The organism is Streptomyces sp. NPDC006339, from assembly GCF_040612775.1.
Lineage (GTDB): Bacteria > Actinomycetota > Actinomycetes > Streptomycetales > Streptomycetaceae > Streptomyces.
In genome coordinates, this window is record NZ_JBEXQW010000010.1 from 57,239 (window position 1) to 71,582 (window position 14,344).

At 71.8% G+C, this 14,344-nt stretch carries 15 protein-coding genes; 5 read left to right on the plus strand and 10 right to left on the minus strand.

Annotation, left to right across the window (positions count from 1 at the left end):
- Position 1 precedes the first annotated feature (1 nt).
- The gene (locus tag ABZ135_RS10500; protein WP_356693928.1) at positions 2-745 is read left to right on the plus strand and encodes a sirohydrochlorin chelatase; all 744 of its coding nucleotides are present in this window, start codon (positions 2-4) and stop codon (positions 743-745) included.
- A gap of 78 nt (positions 746-823) precedes the next feature.
- The gene (locus tag ABZ135_RS10505; protein WP_356693930.1) at positions 824-1,201 is read left to right on the plus strand and encodes a hypothetical protein; all 378 of its coding nucleotides are present in this window, start codon (positions 824-826) and stop codon (positions 1,199-1,201) included.
- A 75-nt stretch (positions 1,202-1,276) separates the two neighbouring features.
- On the opposite strand, the gene ABZ135_RS10510 is transcribed toward ABZ135_RS10505, so the two are convergent.
- Entirely contained in the window at positions 1,277-1,879 is a 603-nt protein-coding gene (locus ABZ135_RS10510) for a DsbA family protein (RefSeq protein ID WP_356693932.1), read from the minus strand.
- Between the two features lie 67 nt (positions 1,880-1,946).
- The gene (locus ABZ135_RS10515) at positions 1,947-2,495 is read right to left on the minus strand and encodes a DUF1697 domain-containing protein (RefSeq protein ID WP_356693934.1); all 549 of its coding nucleotides are present in this window, start codon (positions 2,493-2,495) and stop codon (positions 1,947-1,949) included.
- A 140-nt stretch (positions 2,496-2,635) separates the two neighbouring features.
- On the opposite strand from ABZ135_RS10515, the gene ABZ135_RS10520 reads away from it, so the two are divergent.
- The gene (locus tag ABZ135_RS10520) at positions 2,636-3,049 is read left to right on the plus strand and encodes a hypothetical protein (protein WP_356693936.1); all 414 of its coding nucleotides are present in this window, start codon (positions 2,636-2,638) and stop codon (positions 3,047-3,049) included.
- Between the two features lie 93 nt (positions 3,050-3,142).
- Here the strand turns inward: ABZ135_RS10520 and ABZ135_RS10525 are convergent, their stop codons facing one another.
- From ABZ135_RS10525 to ABZ135_RS10545, 5 genes are all read right to left on the minus strand, one after another.
- A complete protein-coding gene (locus ABZ135_RS10525) occupies positions 3,143-4,354 on the minus strand; it encodes a S8 family serine peptidase (protein ID WP_356693938.1) in 1,212 nt (403 codons plus the stop codon).
- Between the two features lie 191 nt (positions 4,355-4,545).
- The gene (gene mgt / locus ABZ135_RS10530; protein ID WP_356693940.1) at positions 4,546-5,745 is read right to left on the minus strand and encodes a macrolide-inactivating glycosyltransferase; all 1,200 of its coding nucleotides are present in this window, start codon (positions 5,743-5,745) and stop codon (positions 4,546-4,548) included.
- A gap of 99 nt (positions 5,746-5,844) precedes the next feature.
- On the minus strand, positions 5,845-7,158 hold the full coding sequence (locus tag ABZ135_RS10535; RefSeq protein WP_356693942.1) for a sugar ABC transporter substrate-binding protein: 1,314 nt from the start codon (positions 7,156-7,158) through the stop codon (positions 5,845-5,847).
- A complete protein-coding gene (locus ABZ135_RS10540) occupies positions 7,155-7,997 on the minus strand; it encodes a carbohydrate ABC transporter permease (protein WP_356693944.1) in 843 nt (280 codons plus the stop codon). Before ABZ135_RS10540 ends, ABZ135_RS10535 begins: the two co-directional genes overlap by 4 nt.
- On the minus strand, positions 7,994-8,929 hold the full coding sequence (locus ABZ135_RS10545; RefSeq protein ID WP_356693946.1) for a sugar ABC transporter permease: 936 nt from the start codon (positions 8,927-8,929) through the stop codon (positions 7,994-7,996). The genes ABZ135_RS10540 and ABZ135_RS10545 overlap by 4 nt, the downstream gene beginning before the upstream one ends.
- Before the next feature lie 135 nt (positions 8,930-9,064).
- Between ABZ135_RS10545 and ABZ135_RS10550 the strand changes: the two genes are divergently transcribed.
- Together ABZ135_RS10550 and ABZ135_RS10555 are read left to right on the plus strand one after the other, a co-directional pair.
- Positions 9,065-9,922, plus strand: coding sequence for an aminoglycoside phosphotransferase family protein (locus ABZ135_RS10550; protein WP_356693948.1), 858 nt, complete (start codon positions 9,065-9,067; stop codon positions 9,920-9,922).
- Positions 9,923-9,985: 63 nt separating this feature from the next.
- Positions 9,986-10,813 (plus strand): alpha/beta hydrolase, encoded by an 828-nt coding sequence (locus tag ABZ135_RS10555; protein WP_356693950.1) that lies wholly within the window; start codon positions 9,986-9,988, stop codon positions 10,811-10,813.
- Positions 10,814-10,844: 31 nt separating this feature from the next.
- Here the strand turns inward: ABZ135_RS10555 and ABZ135_RS10560 are convergent, their stop codons facing one another.
- The 3 genes from ABZ135_RS10560 to ABZ135_RS10570 form a co-directional block, all read right to left on the minus strand.
- The gene (locus ABZ135_RS10560) at positions 10,845-11,570 is read right to left on the minus strand and encodes a 3'-5' exonuclease (protein ID WP_356693952.1); all 726 of its coding nucleotides are present in this window, start codon (positions 11,568-11,570) and stop codon (positions 10,845-10,847) included.
- A 76-nt stretch (positions 11,571-11,646) separates the two neighbouring features.
- The gene (locus ABZ135_RS10565; RefSeq protein ID WP_356693954.1) at positions 11,647-12,897 is read right to left on the minus strand and encodes an SAV2148 family HEPN domain-containing protein; all 1,251 of its coding nucleotides are present in this window, start codon (positions 12,895-12,897) and stop codon (positions 11,647-11,649) included.
- Between the two features lie 134 nt (positions 12,898-13,031).
- Complete coding sequence (locus tag ABZ135_RS10570; protein ID WP_356693956.1) at positions 13,032-14,333, minus strand: copper amine oxidase; 1,302 nt, start codon at positions 14,331-14,333, stop codon at positions 13,032-13,034.
- Positions 14,334-14,344: the final 11 nt, after the last annotated feature.

Consider the following 14,344-nt stretch of genomic DNA (forward strand, 5'->3'; position numbering starts at 1 on the left):
GATGAGCGCCCCCGTCCTTCTCGTCATCGCCCACGGCAGCCGCGATCCGCGGCACGCGGCGACCGTCCAGGCGCTGGTGCGCCGGGCCGGCCTGCTGCGGCCGGGCGTGCGCGTGGAGACGGCGTTCCTGGACTTCAACCTGCCGTCCGTGCCGGGCGTTCTCGACCGGCTCGCCGCCGAGGGCGTGCGCGAGGTGGTGGCGCTGCCGCTGCTGCTGACCCGCGCCTTCCACGCCAAGGCCGACATCCCCGCCGTACTCCGCCAGGCCCCCGCCGGGCTCCGGGTGCGGCAGGCGGAGGTCCTCGGCCCCTCGCCGCTGCTGCTCGCGACGGTGGAACGGCGGCTTTACGAGGCCGGGCTGACGCCCGGCGACAAGAGCACGACCGGGGTCGTCCTGGCCTCGGCGGGCTCCACCGACCCGGAGGCGATCGCAGCGATCGCAGAAACGGCGCGGGAGCTGCGGAACACCGGTTGGTGCTCCGTGCGGCCTGCGTTCGCCTCCGCATCCCTTCCCCGCACCGACGAGGCGGTACGGGCGCTGCGCGCCGAGCCGGGCGTCCGCCGGGTGGCCGTGGCCCCGTACGTCATCGCCCCGGGCCGCCTCCCCGACCGCATCGCGACGGGCGCCGCCGACGCCGACCTCCTCGCCCCCGTCCTCGGCCCCTCCTCCGAACTGGCCCGCCTCCTCCTGGAGAGGTACGAGGAGGCCGCGAGCGCTCCGGAGCGGGTGGCGGTCGCGGGTTAGGCGGCATCACCGAGGCGAGCGGGCCGGACCGGCTGAATTCGGTCGACGACACCGTCGGCGGCATGATCCACTCCGCCCATGAGCTTGGTGGTGAAGGTCTTCCTCGTCGGGGCGAACGGCAAGATGCGGGTGCTCGACGTCCCGGACGGATGCGGCGACTCGGCGGGATTCGAGAGCTGGCGGACGGACGTCTGGGGATCGGACGCGGTGCGTTCGCTCGGCGCCGCAGTCCTCCCGTTGCTGTCCGAGGGCGATCTGTATGTGCCTCCTTACGGGGTGGACACGTTCCTGTCGGAGTGCCTGATGCTGCGGGAGAACCTGGAGCGGATCGTCCAGGGCACGCAGCCCGTGCGCACCGTCGAGGAGCACCGGTCCGCGATCGAGCAGCGGCTGTCGAACCTCACGGACGCGGCGCGGCGTGCGCGGGAGGTGGGCGGCGGGGTGCTCGTGTGGTGACCCCGTACCGGGCGGGGCGGTTCTGAGGCGTTCCGGTGGGGCGCCGGCGAGCGGAGGACAGGGCTGACGCCCTCCCTAGCCGAAGTCCAGGGCGCCGGTGCGGGTGCGCTTGAGTTCGAAGAGGTCGGGGTGGGCGGCGAGGACGTGGAAGGCGTCGAAGAGTTCGGCGGCCTTCTCGCCTCGGGGGATGGCGCGTAGCACCGGGCCGAACCAGGCGGTGCCGTCGACGTGGAGGGTGGGGGTGCCGACGTAGGCGCCGGCGTCGGGGTCCTTGCCGGCGTCGTGGCTGCGGCGGACGGTCTCGTCGTGGGCCGGGTCGTGGGCGGCGGCGGCGAGTTCGGCGGGCAGGTCGAGTTCGGCGAGGGACTCGGCGATCACCGCGTCGAAGTCCTTGTTCTTCCGCTCGTGGATGCGGGTGCCGTACGCGGTGTAGAGCGGGCGCAGGATCTCCTCGCCGTGCTTCTCGGCCGCGACGGCGGCGACCCGGACGGGGCCGATGGAGGCGTCGACGAGGGCGCGGTACCAGTCGGGGAGGTCGTTGCCCTCGTTGTGGAGGGAGAGGCTCATGACCTTGAAGCGCAGGTCGATGTCGCGGTGCCGTTCGACTTCCAGGATCCAGCGGGAGGTGATCCAGGCGAAGGGGCAGGCGGGGTCGAAGTAGAAGTCCACAGTCGTCATGGAGCCGACCCTAGGCGCCATGTGGCCCCTTCGAGCGGGCCATTCAGGCGCTGCCGCAGTGGGCCATTCAGCCGGTCATCTCGACCAGCTTGCGGACGGTGTTCCAGTTGCGGGCGGTGACGGTGACGCCCTTGAAGAGGGCGGGCCGGGACAGGACCTCACCGAGCTTGGAGCGGCCGAGGCCGTCGGGCGCGTAGAGGTAGAGGACGCGGTCGCCGAGCGCGAAGGACTCGGGGGCGAAGGACTCCCGGTCGAGGTCGGCGAAGCGCTCCTCGTCGACGGGGGCGGAGAGGTAGAAGACGTGGAGCTGCTTGCCCTCCAGCTCGGCGGCCGGGTAGGGGCAGTTGCTGGCGACGGCCGCGAGGTAGGCATGGTCGCGGACCAGGCAGTCGACCCGGAACCCGAAGTGCCGCTCGATCGCCGCCTCGACGGCCTCCCGGACGCTCTCGTCCGGCTGATCCGCGTCGGTGGTGAAGACGGCGTTGCCGCTCTGCAGGTACGTCTTCACGTCCCGGTGGCCGAGCCCTTCGAGAAGCGAACGGAGCTCCGCCATGGGGACCTTGCGGTGTCCACCGACGTTGATCCCGCGGAGCAGCAGGGCGTAGGTCGTCGTCATGGGCACACCTTAGAGGTCACCCGGCACGAGGCGACCGAGCTGCCGGCGGTAGGCGCGGCCGGTGGGCCTTGCGCGGTCGCATGTCATGTCGTTAGGTGACCGGCCTACCGCGCTATTCGAAAGCAATGGAGCACGAGCGGATGACTGACCCGGCAGCCCCTTACTGGACCATCGAGTACCTGGAATCGGGGGAAAGCGTCCCCGGCGGTCCGTTCACCGTCTTCATCGGCGATGGGGAGGAGGACGGTCGCTCTCTCGACCTGCAGTGCATGCCCGATGAACCGGACGAGCAGAGCGTTCGCCTGGAACTGGACAGCTACTGCATCGTCAGCGAAGGGGGTGGTGTGCACTACGGCGGCCTCGAAGAGGTTGCCCTGAGGCCCGATCGCCTCCTTCTCCGGTTCACCGATGAAGCCGTCGGTGAGCTGGAGCTTCCGTCCCGAGAGGTCGTCCTGGGCGTTGCCCGGGGGATCGGCGTCGAGGAATTGCGTACAGGGCTGCGGAAGGTCCTTTCGTACGGAAACCCCGAAAAGGTGCCCACCATGAGTCTCTAGCTCGACCGTGGGCGCGGGCACGGGACGACCGCCGTGCCCCGTGGGGGAGGGCACGGCGGTCGCCGGTTCCGGGGGTGCCGGGCTATCCGAGGATCACTCGACGATCTTCAGGAGCTTGTTGGCGGTGCCGGGGTTCGCGTTGGAGATCTTGTCGGGGGTGGCCCCGGAGATCAGCGCCTCGGCGACCTGGTCCGGGGTGGCGTCGGGGTGTGCCGCGAGGTAGACGGCCGCGGCGCCGACCACGTGCGGGGTCGCCATGGACGTACCGGAGATGGTCTTGGTGCCGGTGTCGCTGTCGTTCCAGGCCGAGGTGATGTCCGAGCCGGGGGCGTAGAGGTCCACGACCGAGCCGAAGTTGGAGAAGCTCGACTGCTGGTCGTCCTTGGTGGAGGAGGCGACGGTGAGGGCCTCGGTGACGCGGGAGGGCGAGCCCTGGCCCGCGTCGGAGGACTCGTTGCCGGCGGCGACGCCGAAGGTGACGCCGGAGGCGATGGCCTTCTTCACCGCCTCGTCCAGGGCCGGGTCGGCGCTGCCGCCGAGGCTCATGTTGGCGACGGAGGGGCCCTTGTGGTTCTGGGTGACCCAGTCGATGCCGGCGACGACCTGCTCGGTGGTGCCGGAGCCGTTGTCGTCCAGGACGCGGACGGCGACGATCTTGGCCTTCTTGGCGACGCCGTGGGCGGTGCCGGCGATGGTGCCGGCGACGTGCGTGCCGTGGCCGTTGCCGTCCTGGGCGGTGTTGTCGTTGTCGATGGCGTCGAAGCCGTCGGTGGCCCGGCCGCCGAAGTCCTGGTGGCTGACGCGGACGCCGGTGTCGATGACGTACGCGGTGACGCCCTCGCCCGCGTTGTCGGGGTAGGTGTACTTCTTGTCGCCGGCGGTGTCGGCCTGGTCGACGCGGTCCAGGCCCCAGGACGGCGGGTCCTCCTGGGTGGCGTTGATGGTGAACTTCCGGTTCTGGACCACCTTGGCGACGGCCGGGTCGGCGGCGAGGCGCTTGGCCTCGGTCTCCGTGAGGCCGTTGACCGAGAAGCCGTTGACGCTGGAGTCGTACGAGCGGCGCAGGGTGCCGCCGTACTCCTTGGCCAGCTCGCTCTTGCCGCTGCGGGCGGTCTTCTCGTCGAGCAGCACGACGTAGCTGCCCGCGACGGCGTTCTCGGCGCCGAGGCCGTAGACCGTTCCTTCGGCGGGCGTGGGGGCCGCGCCGGCGAACGGGCTTGTGAGGGCGGTGATTCCGGCGGCCGCGGCGATCGCGGTCGTGACGGCGATGTAACGGGTCCGGCGGACTCGCTTGTGTATGGCCATGAAGAGGGGTCTCCTCGTCAGGATTTGTGGGGGGTTGGGCCACCGGAGGGAAAATCTCCGGTCGCTCGTTCGAAACCCTGACTCATTGACGAGTGCAAATCAAGACCTTCACAATCCTGTGACTTATTCAACAAGGTTTCTTAATAAGAAAAGGGACGAGTCTTCTCAACTCGCCCCTCGACCCTCACGACTTAAGCCCCCGGCAGCTCCGCCTCGATCAGATCGGCCGCGCGCCGCGTCCCGCCCTCCCTCGCCATCCCCTCCGCGATCTCCCGTCCCCTGCGCGCCACTTCGGGGTCGGCGACCAGGGCGAGCACGGTCTCGCGCAGCCGCTCGGGCGTGACCTCCTCCATCGACAGACGGCGGGCGACGCCGAGCGACTCCAGCATGTCGGCGTTGCCGAACTGGTCGACCGCCTGCGGCACGGCGACCATCGGGGTGGCGGTGGCCAGGCCCTCCTGGCTGCCGCCCGCGCCCGCGTGGGTGACGAAGGCGTCGGCCTCCTTCAGGACGGCCCACTGCGGCACCCAGGAGTGCACCTCGATGTTGTCGGGCACCTCGCCGAGTTCGGCCGGATCGACGAACTTGCCGATCTGGAGCACGACATGCCATCCGTCGAGGCCGCCGAACGCCTCGACACAGGCCCGGTAGAAGGCCGGCTGCTTGGTGAAGGCCGAGCCGAGGGAGACCAGGAGGAGCTTCTCGGCCGTCGCGGGGCGCCGCCACTCCCCCGGGTCGGCCTGTTCGGCGCGGCAGGAGCCGACGAAGGTGTAGACGGACTCGTCGACCCGGTCCGCGTGCGGCTGGAGGACCTTCGGGATGAGGGCGAGCGCGCGCCGCGGGCGGGCGACGAGCCGGTCGGGGTGGGTGTCGACGCCGTGGGCGGCGAGCCACTCCTCGAACCGCGCGTAGTACGCCTTGCCGCGGGGCGACGCCTTGAGCTCGGCGAACATCGGCTCGGCGACCTCCTCCTCGTACCCCTCCCAGGGAACGAGATTCGGCCAGAGCGAGAGCGCGGGGACGCCCCAGGTGTGGGCGAGGACGGGAGCGGGGTACGAGGTGATGTCGTGCAGCACCAGGTCCGGGCGGTCCCGGTCGAAGGCCGCGGCGAGCTGCGGCAGGGCCTGGATCGCGTCATCGAGGAACGGCTCGATGTTGTCGATGAGTTCGGTGCCCCAGGCGTCGGGGTCGTCGTCGGTCGGGAGCACGCTCGTGTAGACGACGGGGGTGGCGCCGGTCGCGGCGACCTTCTCGGCGAAGGCGGCGGGGATCGCGTAGCTCACGCGGTGGCCCCGGTCGACGAGTTCGCGGATGACGTCGAGGCTGGGGTTCACATGGCCGTGGGCGGCGATGGAGAACATGGCGATGTGGGAGCGGTGGGTCGCGGTCATGCGAGGACTCTAAACGAGACGAGACGTCTCGTCCAATCTTTTGCGCGTCCCGGCTTCTTCACGCCCGCGCTCCCCTGCCCGGACGGCCGGGTCCGGCCCTCAGTCCCGCTGGTAGCGGGCGAGCACCCGGTTGCCGTCCTCCACCAGGCGCCGTCTCAGCTCCGCGTCGTCGATCGCGCCGCTGTAGTACTCCTGGAAGGCGGGCGTGGCGACCTTGTCCTTCCACTCCGGATAGCCGCGCACCGACTGCGCGGGCGCCGGACGCAGCTCCCGCGCCACCGCCGCGCCCGTGGCCCAGCCGAACTCCGGGGTGTGCAGGGCCGGGTCGGCGAGCGCGGTGGTGGAGGTGGGCAGCATCCAGTCGCCGAGCGCGAGGCGGACGGTGTTGCGGGGCTGGAGGAAGAAGTCGAGGAACCGGGCGGCCTCCTCCTTGTGGGGGCTGTCCTCGGCGATGGAGAGGGTCTGCGGGCTGACGCCCTGGGCCAGCCCGCCCGCCCCGGCCGGGGCGGGCAGCACGATCCAGTCGAAGCCCTTGGGAGCCTGCTGCACGATCTGCTGGCGGTACGAGAAGCCCAGCGGGACCATCGCGTACTTGCCCCCGAAGAAACCGGGCAGGGTGTCGGAGCCGCCGGAGCCGAGGGTGGCCGGGGAGGCGGTGCGGTCGGTGTCGACCATGGCGCGGATGGTGCCGGGCACGACGGCGTCGCCGGCGTCGAAGCGGAGCGTGACCTTTCCGCCGGGTTCCCGGTGGAAGAGCCGGCCGCCGGCCGAGAGGCCCAGGTTGAGCGAGACGGAGACGGGTTCCTTCAGCGGCCAGGCCACGGCGTACCGCCCCTTGCCCATGCGGGCCGTCAGGTCCCGCGCGACGCTCCGGAACTCCTCCCAGCTCCAGGGCTTCTCGGGGGTCGGGATCCGGACGCCGGCCTCGGCGAGGATCGTCCGGTTGGCCATGATCATGCGCGGTTCCTGGAGGAACGGCACACCGTAGACCCCGTCGCCGAAGGTGGTGGTCCGCCAGCCGTGCGCGGGGATGTCGGCGCGCAGCCGCTCGGACAGCAGCGGGCGCAGGTCGGCGAGGTACCCGCCGTAGGCGAAGTCGGCGAGGTCGTCGGAGGCGTCGTGGATGAGGTCGGGCGCCTCGCCGCCCTCGAAGGAGGTGAGCAGTTGGTCGTGGACGGAGTCCCAGCTTCCCTGGACGTAGTCGACCTGGATCCGGGGGTGGGTGGCGTTCCACTCCTTCACCAGGGCCTTGTTGGCGTCGACGGACTCCTTCTGCCAGGCGAGGGACTGGAAGCGGAGCCGGATCACCCCGTCGCCGCCCCGCTCCTCGCCCGCGCCGTCGGCCGTGCAGCCGGTGAGCAGCAGGACGAGGGCGGCGGCGAGGACGCCCGCGCGTCTCGTCAGGCGCCTCATGACTTCACCGCCCCGGCCAGCATGCCGCCGGTGATCCGCCGCTGGATGAGGGCGAAGACGACGAGGGAGGGCAGGGTGGCGAGGAAGGCCGCGGCGGCGAGCGGTCCGAGGTCGGCGACGCCCTCCGCGCCGAGGAAGTGGGTGAGCACCACGGGCAGGGTCTGTTTCTCGGGGGTCTTGAGGAGCACGAGGGCGAAGAAGAACTCGTTCCACGCGGTGATGAAGGCGAAGAGGGCGGTCGCGACGATGCCGGGGGCGAGCAGCGGGCCGGTGACGGAGACGAGGATCCGCAGCCGCCCGGCGCCGTCGACGGCGGCCGCCTCCTCCAGTTCGGTGGGCACGGCCCGTACGTAGCCGGTGAGCATCCACAGCGCGAAGGGCAGCGACCACACCACGTAGACCGCCACGAGACCGCCGAGGCTGTTGATCAGGTGGAGGTTCTTGAGGATCAGGAAGAGCGGGATGATCAGGAGGACGAACGGGAATGCCTGGCTGACCACCACCCAGCCGGTCGCCGCGGCGGTGAGCCGGGAGCGGTGCCGGGCGAGGACATAGGCCATCGGGGTGGCGACGGTGACCGCGACGAGGGCGGCGGCGAGCGCGGCGAGCAGGCTGTTTCCGGCCGCCCTGAGCAGCGGCTGTTCGGCGAATGCCTGCCGGAAGTTGTCGAGCGTGGGGTCCTGCGGGATCCAGGTCGGGTGCAGGGAGCCCAGTTCGCCGGCCGGCTTGAAGGCGGTGGAGACCAGCCACAGGAACGGGAAGGCGAGGAAGACCAGGTACGCGAGGAGTGCCGCGTACTGGGCGGCGCGGGCGGGGCCGCTGGTACGGAAGGCGCTCACCGGTCCTGATCTCCCTTCAGCCGTCCGACGAGATACAGGGCGAGGAGTACGGAGACGACGGCGACGAGCACGCAGCCCATGGCGGCCGCGTAGCCGAACTGGCCGTAGCGGAACGCCTCCTCGTAGGCGAAGAGCATGGGCAGCCGGGTCCGGCCGCCCGGTCCGCCGGCGGTCAGCACGTACACCAGGGCGAAGGAGTTGAAGTTCCAAATAAAATTGAGGGCCGTGATGGCGAGGGCGACGGGCCGCAGCGCGGGCCAGGTGACGGTGCGGAAACGGCGCCAGGCGCCGGCGCCGTCGAGGGCGGCGGCCTCGTGGAGCTCGTGCGGGGTGTTCTGCACGCCCGCGAGCAGGGCGACCGTGGTCTGCGGCATGCCGGCCCAGATCCCGACGACGATGACGGCGGGCAGTGCGGTGGCGAGCCCGCTGAGCCAGGCCCGCCCGTCGCCGAGGCCGAGGTCGTGCAGGGTCTCGTTGAGGATGCCGGCGTCCGGGTTGTAGACCAGCCGCCACATGATGCCGACGACGACCTCGGGCATCGCCCAGGGGACGATCGCGAGCGCCCGGGCGAGCCAGCGCAGCCGCAGCTTCTGGTGGAGCAGCAGCGCGAGGCCGAGGGAGAGCAGGAACTGCGGGACGGTGACCCCGACCGCCCATAGCAGGCCGATCCGGAACGAGTCCCAGAAGAGGGTGTCGTGGAGCAGGTCCTGGAAGTTGAGGGTGCCGATCCAGCGGGTGGCCTGGGTGCGGCCGGACTGGGCGTCGGTGAAGGCGAGCGCGATGCCGTAGAGCAGCGGGCCGACGCTGAGGAGCAGGATCGGCAGCAGGGCCGGGAGGACGAGGAACCAGGCTCCGTGGTCGCGGCCGGGGCCCCGGGCCCCGCCGGGGGCGGTGCGACTCGCGGACCGCTTCGGTGCGGTCACCACACTCACAGACGGACCCCCCGCGACCGGTTTGCGACCTTGCCTGGGACTCGGTCATCGTCCTGACGTGCCGTCGGTTCGTCAAGGCGACCTGCACGGATGCGAGACTTTGGCGGAAATCGCACGGCTCTTGGGGAGAGAACGATGGACGAGGCGCGGGCACGGGAGCTCCTGGCCGCCGCGGGACTGCGGGCGGCGGACGCGACACTGCTGGCACTGGGCGAGAACGCGGTCTTCGCACTCGGCGACCTGGTGGTCAAGGTCGGCCGGGACGCCGAGCTGCTGCCGCGCGCCGAGCGGGAGCTCGCCCTGGCGGGCTGGCTGGAGGCGGCCGGCATCCCCGCCGTACGGGCCGCGGAGGCCGAGCCGCGCCGGGCCGAGGGGCACCCGGTGACCCTCTGGCACCGGCTGCCCGAGGCGGTGCGGCCCGCGGAACCCCGGGACCTCGCCCCGCTGCTGCGCGCCGTGCACGCCCTGCCCGAGCCGGAGGACCTCGCCCTGCCGCGCCGGGAGCTGCTCGGCGGTGTGGAGCGCTGGCTGCGGCTCGCGGGCGACGCGATCGACCCGGCCGACGCGGCCTTCCTGCGCGAGCGGCGCGACTCCTTCGCCCCGGCCGCGGCGCGGCTCGTCCCGCATCTGCCGCCGGGCCCGATCCACGGCGACGCGCTCCCCCGCAACGTCCATGTGGGCCCCGAAGGGCCGGTCCTGGTGGACCTGGAGACCTTCTCCTCCGATCTGCGCGAGCACGACCTGGTGGTCCTCGCCCTGTCCCGGGACCGCTACGGGCTCGACCCGGCCGCCTACGACGCCTTCACCGCGGCCTACGGCTGGGACGTGCGCGACTGGGAGGGCTGTGCGGTGCTGCGCGGGGCGCGGGAGACCGCGAGCTGTGCGTGGGTGGCCCAGCACGCGCCGAGCAACCCGAAGGCGCTGGCGGAGTTCGAGCGGCGGGTGGCCTCGCTGCGGGACGGCGACCCCGAGGTGCGCTGGTATCCCTTCTGACGGTGCCCGTTCCTGACATCATGATCCTCCGGGGAACGGACCTGTGCGGAACGGGGTGTTGTGATGCGGATGGAACTGACGGACGTCACGCTCGACGTCGAGGTGAGCGGTGAGGGACCGGCCGTGCTGCTGCTGCACGGCTTCCCGGACTCGCACCGCCTGTGGCGGCACCAGATCCCGGCGTTGAACGCGGCCGGGTACCGGACCGTCGCCCCGACCCTGCGCGGCTTCGGCGGCTCGGACCGGCCGGAGGGCGGCCCCGAGGCGTACCACCCGGCGAAGCACGCGGGTGATGTGCTGGAGCTGCTCGCCCGCCTGGAGGTGGACCGCTTCCATCTGGTCGGCCACGACTGGGGCTCGGGCATCGCGCAGGGCATCGCCCAGGCGGTGCCGGAGCGGGTGGCGAGCCTGAGCATCCTGTCCGTCGGCCACCTCGCGGCGATCTTCGGCGCGGGCGGCTGGGAGCAGCGCCAGCGGCTCTGGCACGTGACGATGTTCCAGCACGAGGGGCTCGCCGAGGAGTGGCTGTCCCGGGACGACTTCGCGCACCTGCGGGCCATGCTCGCCGACCACGCGGACGCGGCCGAGGTCCTGGAGCCGCTGCGCGCGCCGGGCGGGCTGACCGCCGCGCTGAACATCTACCGGGCGGGGCTGCCGATCGAGGTCCAGCTCGCCGAGCCGCCGGCCGTGCCCCCGCTGACCGTCCCCGTCATGGGCGTCTGGTCCGCGGGCGACCGTTTCCTCACGGAGCGCCAGATGACCGGCACCGCCGCGTACGTGAGCGGGCCCTGGCGCTACGAGCGCGTCGAGGACGCCGGGCACTGGCTCCAGCTCGACCGGCCGGAGAGGGTGAACGAGCTGCTGCTGTCGTTCCTGAAGGAGAACGGCTGACGGAGAACGGCTGAAGGAGACGGCCAGCCGGTCAGGGTGCGTGCACCGGCAGGGCCCCGCGCACCGGCCAGACCGGGTCGACGACGGCGTCCGGCTCACCCTTGCGCCGCAGGAAGGACTGGAAGTCCTCGGCCCACTCGCGGTACCAGCCGATCTGACGCTCGTGCAGCTCGGCCGGGTCGAGGGCGGCGACGGAGGCGTGGCGCTCGGCTATCGCGACGGCGACCCGGACGGCGGCGAGGGCGTCGGCTGCGGCCTGGTGGGCCCGGTCGAGCACCACCCCGTACTCGGCGCAGACCGCTTCCAGGGTGCGCTTGCCGCGCCGGTAGCGGTCGACGGCGCGGTCGATGGTGTACGGGTCGACGACGGGGCCTATGGGAACGCCGCCGAGCCGCTCGCTCAGCGAGGGCAGTCCGTGGCGGCTCAGCTCGGCCGAGAGCAGGGTCAGGTCGAAGGAGGCGTTGTACGCCACGACCGGGACGCCTCCCTCCCAGTACGCGGCGAGGGTGGCGGCGATCTCGTCGGCCACCTCGCGCACCGGGCGGCCCTCCGCGGCGGCCCGCTCGCTGCTGATGCCGTGGATCGCGGACGCCTGGGCCGGGATGCGGATGCCCGGGTCGGCGAGCCAGTCGTGCTGCCGGACCACCCGTCCGCCGTGGACGCCGACGATCGAGGCCGTGACGATCCGGGCCTCCAGCGGGTCCGTACCGGTCGTCTCCAGGTCGAAGCCGGCCAGCTCTTCCCCGTACCAAGCCATCGGGTCCTCCTTCACTGATCTCCCCCCGTGGTGATGCACACCCTCGCACGCCGCACTGACAATCCGGCCGCGGGCGTCAGGAGACCGGGCGCGAATCGAGCCAGATCGACTCGAACTCCTCCCTGTATGTCGCGAAAAGTCCGTGTTCTCCGTCACGGTCGTGCTGCCCGGCGCGCACCACGTTCCGGCCACCGCCCCGCAGCACCAGGACGGGTGCCTCCATGCCGCGCGCCTTGCGGAGGTAGGACTGGACGACCCCGACCCCGTCGGGGCCGTCGCCGTCGACCAGATAGGCGGTGAAGCGCGGGGTCTCGTCGAAGACGTGGATCTGGAAGGCGCCCGGGTCGCGCAGCCGGGCGCGCACCCGGCGCATGTGCAGGATGTTCATCTCGACCGAGCGGCTGAGCTCGCCCTTCTTCAGGCCGAGTTCCCGCTCGCGCCGCTTGACCGCGCTGCTGGCCGGGTTGAGGAAGAGGAGTCGTATGCGGCAGCCGGACTCGGCGAGCCGGACCATGCGCCGCCCGGAGAAGTTCTGCACGAGCAGATTGAGACCTATGCCCGTGGCGTCGAGCCGGCGGGCGCCGCCGAACAGGTCCTCGGCCGGCAACTGCCGCTGCAGCCTGACCCGGTCGGGATGCACGGACACCACGTCCGCGTAGCGGTCGCCCACCAGGTCCTCGACGGCGTCGACCGGCAGCCGGTCGGCCGAGGGCACCCCCGCCCCGCTCCCCAGGATCTCCAGGAGCCGGGCGGAGGCCCGTTCGGACTGGGCGAGGACCGTCAGCGACAGGGCCCGGTTGCGGGAGACGACGTTGCGGGTCACCTCCAGCTCGTCGAGGGCGAGCTCCACCTCGCGCCGGTCGTCGAAGTAGGGCTCGAAGCAGGGCCAGTGCTGCACCATCAGCTCCCGCAACTGCGGCAGCGTCAGGAAGCTGAGCACGTTGTCGTCGGCCGGGTCGAGCAGATAGCCCTTGCGGCGCGAGACCTCGCGCACGGCCACCGCCCGCTGGACCCACTCCTGCCCGGCCGGGCCCGCGGCGGCCACCACCCACTCCTCGCCGTGCACCGGCTCGTAGACCGGCCGCAGCACCGCCGCGACGACGGCCCGCAGCCGCTGCTCGACGAGATTCAGCCAGATGTAGGCGCGACCGGCCCGCTGGGCCCGGGTGCGCACCTCGCTCCACGCCTCCGCGCCCCAGTCGAGTTCGGCCCCGATCTCGACCGGCCGGGCGACGGACACCGCGCCGGGCGGCGCCGCCGCGGGCTCGGCCGGTCCGCCGTCGTGACCCGCCTCGCCTGGGGGCAGCTCCAGACCTCCCGAGCTCACCCACGCACCGCCTTCTGCTCCCGGACACCCGTTCCGGCCGCCGACCGGAACACCATCTGACATTGATCGACAACGATCAAGGAAGGGTACTCCGGGAGCGGGAGGCGATGCAGCAGGATCGACCGGCCCGTTGCTCAACTACCGTCGCGCGGAGCCCCGTTCTGCCCGGCGAGATCGGCCGGAGTGAGCGGATTCATAGCGGTTACGTCCCTGGGCGCGAGCTGGAATCCCTGCCAGTGGACGGGCATCGGCTGCTGGTCCTCGTCCCGGGCGACGTGGTGGAACCCGATGTTGACCCAGACCGCCGGATTCTTCAGCGTCTCCCCGTTGACCCACTTGTCCACGCTGTCCGGGGCGCCCTGTCCGCAGTTCAGGATGTTGTTGCTGGCGAACTGCTCACAGGCCCGCGCCTGGGTGAAGTAGACGTCGTGCCGGGTGAAGGGGCGGCCCGCGTAGGTACTGGTGTGGCCGGGCACGATCTCGTACGAGCGCGGGTGGCCGTCCTTGTTCTTGCCGGTCTCGCTCACCACGCGCCACCAGCGCATGTTCTTCGCGTCGCCGGCGAGCTCCTTGGTGACGGTGGTGCGGGTGGTCTTCACGGTGGGGCTGCCGCCGCGGGCGGGCGGGGTGACCTTGGAGTCGTACTGCTCGATCCGGCCCTTGGAGCTGCCGTCGAGACCGAAGTCCAGCTTCCAGAACACGTTGTGGGCGTGGCTGGTGGCGTAGTCGCGGGCGCCCTTGCCGATGGGCCAGCCGCGGCCGTCGGTGGCGTTGTAGTCGACCGGCGAGAGGCTGCCGGTGGCGCCGACGTTGGCCCCGATGGTGCCGTCGGAGGAGAACCGCCACTCGGAGATGTACTCGTACCAGCCGACCTTGTTGACGGTGTAGACGAGCAGGTCCTTGCCCTGGGCTGCCCAGACCTTGCCGCCCTCGTCGGCGGCCATGCGGTAGGCGTGGCCGCGGGCCCGGGTGGTGGTGCACAGGCCGTTGACCTTGCCCACCTCGGGCACCTTCACGGAGGTGATCGTGCCGCCGGGGCACTCGCCGGGCTTCAGGCCCTGGAGGCCCCAGCCGAAGCCGGCGCCGGTGAGGTCGTCGTACTCGGCGTTGCCGTCGTCGTAGGGGACGTGGATCTGGGCGAGCTTGGCGCTGTTGAGGACCCGGATGGGGGCGCGCTCGCCGGGCGGCTGGTAGGTCACCTTGTCCAGGATGAGCCCGGAGTCGGTGGAGTAGCGCCAGCACATGCGCCACACGGTGCCGCCGTCGAGCTTCTGCTCGATGCGGTACGCGGCGGAGCAGTCGGCCGGCGGCGGGGCGGGGGCGGCCGGGGCGGCGCTCACGGGCGTGGCGCCGGTCAGGGCGGCGGTGCCGAGCAGGGCGCCGGCCGCGAGGACGGTGCCCGGCGTGCGGGCATGCCGAAGTCGCGAAGAGGACATGGGTGCGTACT

Coding starts and splice junctions, on each gene's coding strand:
- ABZ135_RS10500 (WP_356693928.1), top strand. CDS start 2: ATGAGCGCCCCCGTCCTTCTCGTCATCGCCCACGGCAGCCGCGATCCG.
- ABZ135_RS10505 (WP_356693930.1), top strand. CDS start 824: ATGAGCTTGGTGGTGAAGGTCTTCCTCGTCGGGGCGAACGGCAAGATG.
- ABZ135_RS10510 (WP_356693932.1), bottom strand. CDS start 1,879: ATGACGACTGTGGACTTCTACTTCGACCCCGCCTGCCCCTTCGCCTGG.
- ABZ135_RS10515 (WP_356693934.1), bottom strand. CDS start 2,495: ATGACGACGACCTACGCCCTGCTGCTCCGCGGGATCAACGTCGGTGGA.
- ABZ135_RS10520 (WP_356693936.1), top strand. CDS start 2,636: ATGACTGACCCGGCAGCCCCTTACTGGACCATCGAGTACCTGGAATCG.
- ABZ135_RS10525 (WP_356693938.1), bottom strand. CDS start 4,354: ATGGCCATACACAAGCGAGTCCGCCGGACCCGTTACATCGCCGTCACG.
- mgt (WP_356693940.1), bottom strand. CDS start 5,745: ATGACCGCGACCCACCGCTCCCACATCGCCATGTTCTCCATCGCCGCC.
- ABZ135_RS10535 (WP_356693942.1), bottom strand. CDS start 7,158: ATGAGGCGCCTGACGAGACGCGCGGGCGTCCTCGCCGCCGCCCTCGTC.
- ABZ135_RS10550 (WP_356693948.1), top strand. CDS start 9,065: ATGGACGAGGCGCGGGCACGGGAGCTCCTGGCCGCCGCGGGACTGCGG.
- ABZ135_RS10555 (WP_356693950.1), top strand. CDS start 9,986: ATGCGGATGGAACTGACGGACGTCACGCTCGACGTCGAGGTGAGCGGT.
- ABZ135_RS10560 (WP_356693952.1), bottom strand. CDS start 11,570: ATGGCTTGGTACGGGGAAGAGCTGGCCGGCTTCGACCTGGAGACGACC.
- ABZ135_RS10570 (WP_356693956.1), bottom strand. CDS start 14,333: ATGTCCTCTTCGCGACTTCGGCATGCCCGCACGCCGGGCACCGTCCTC.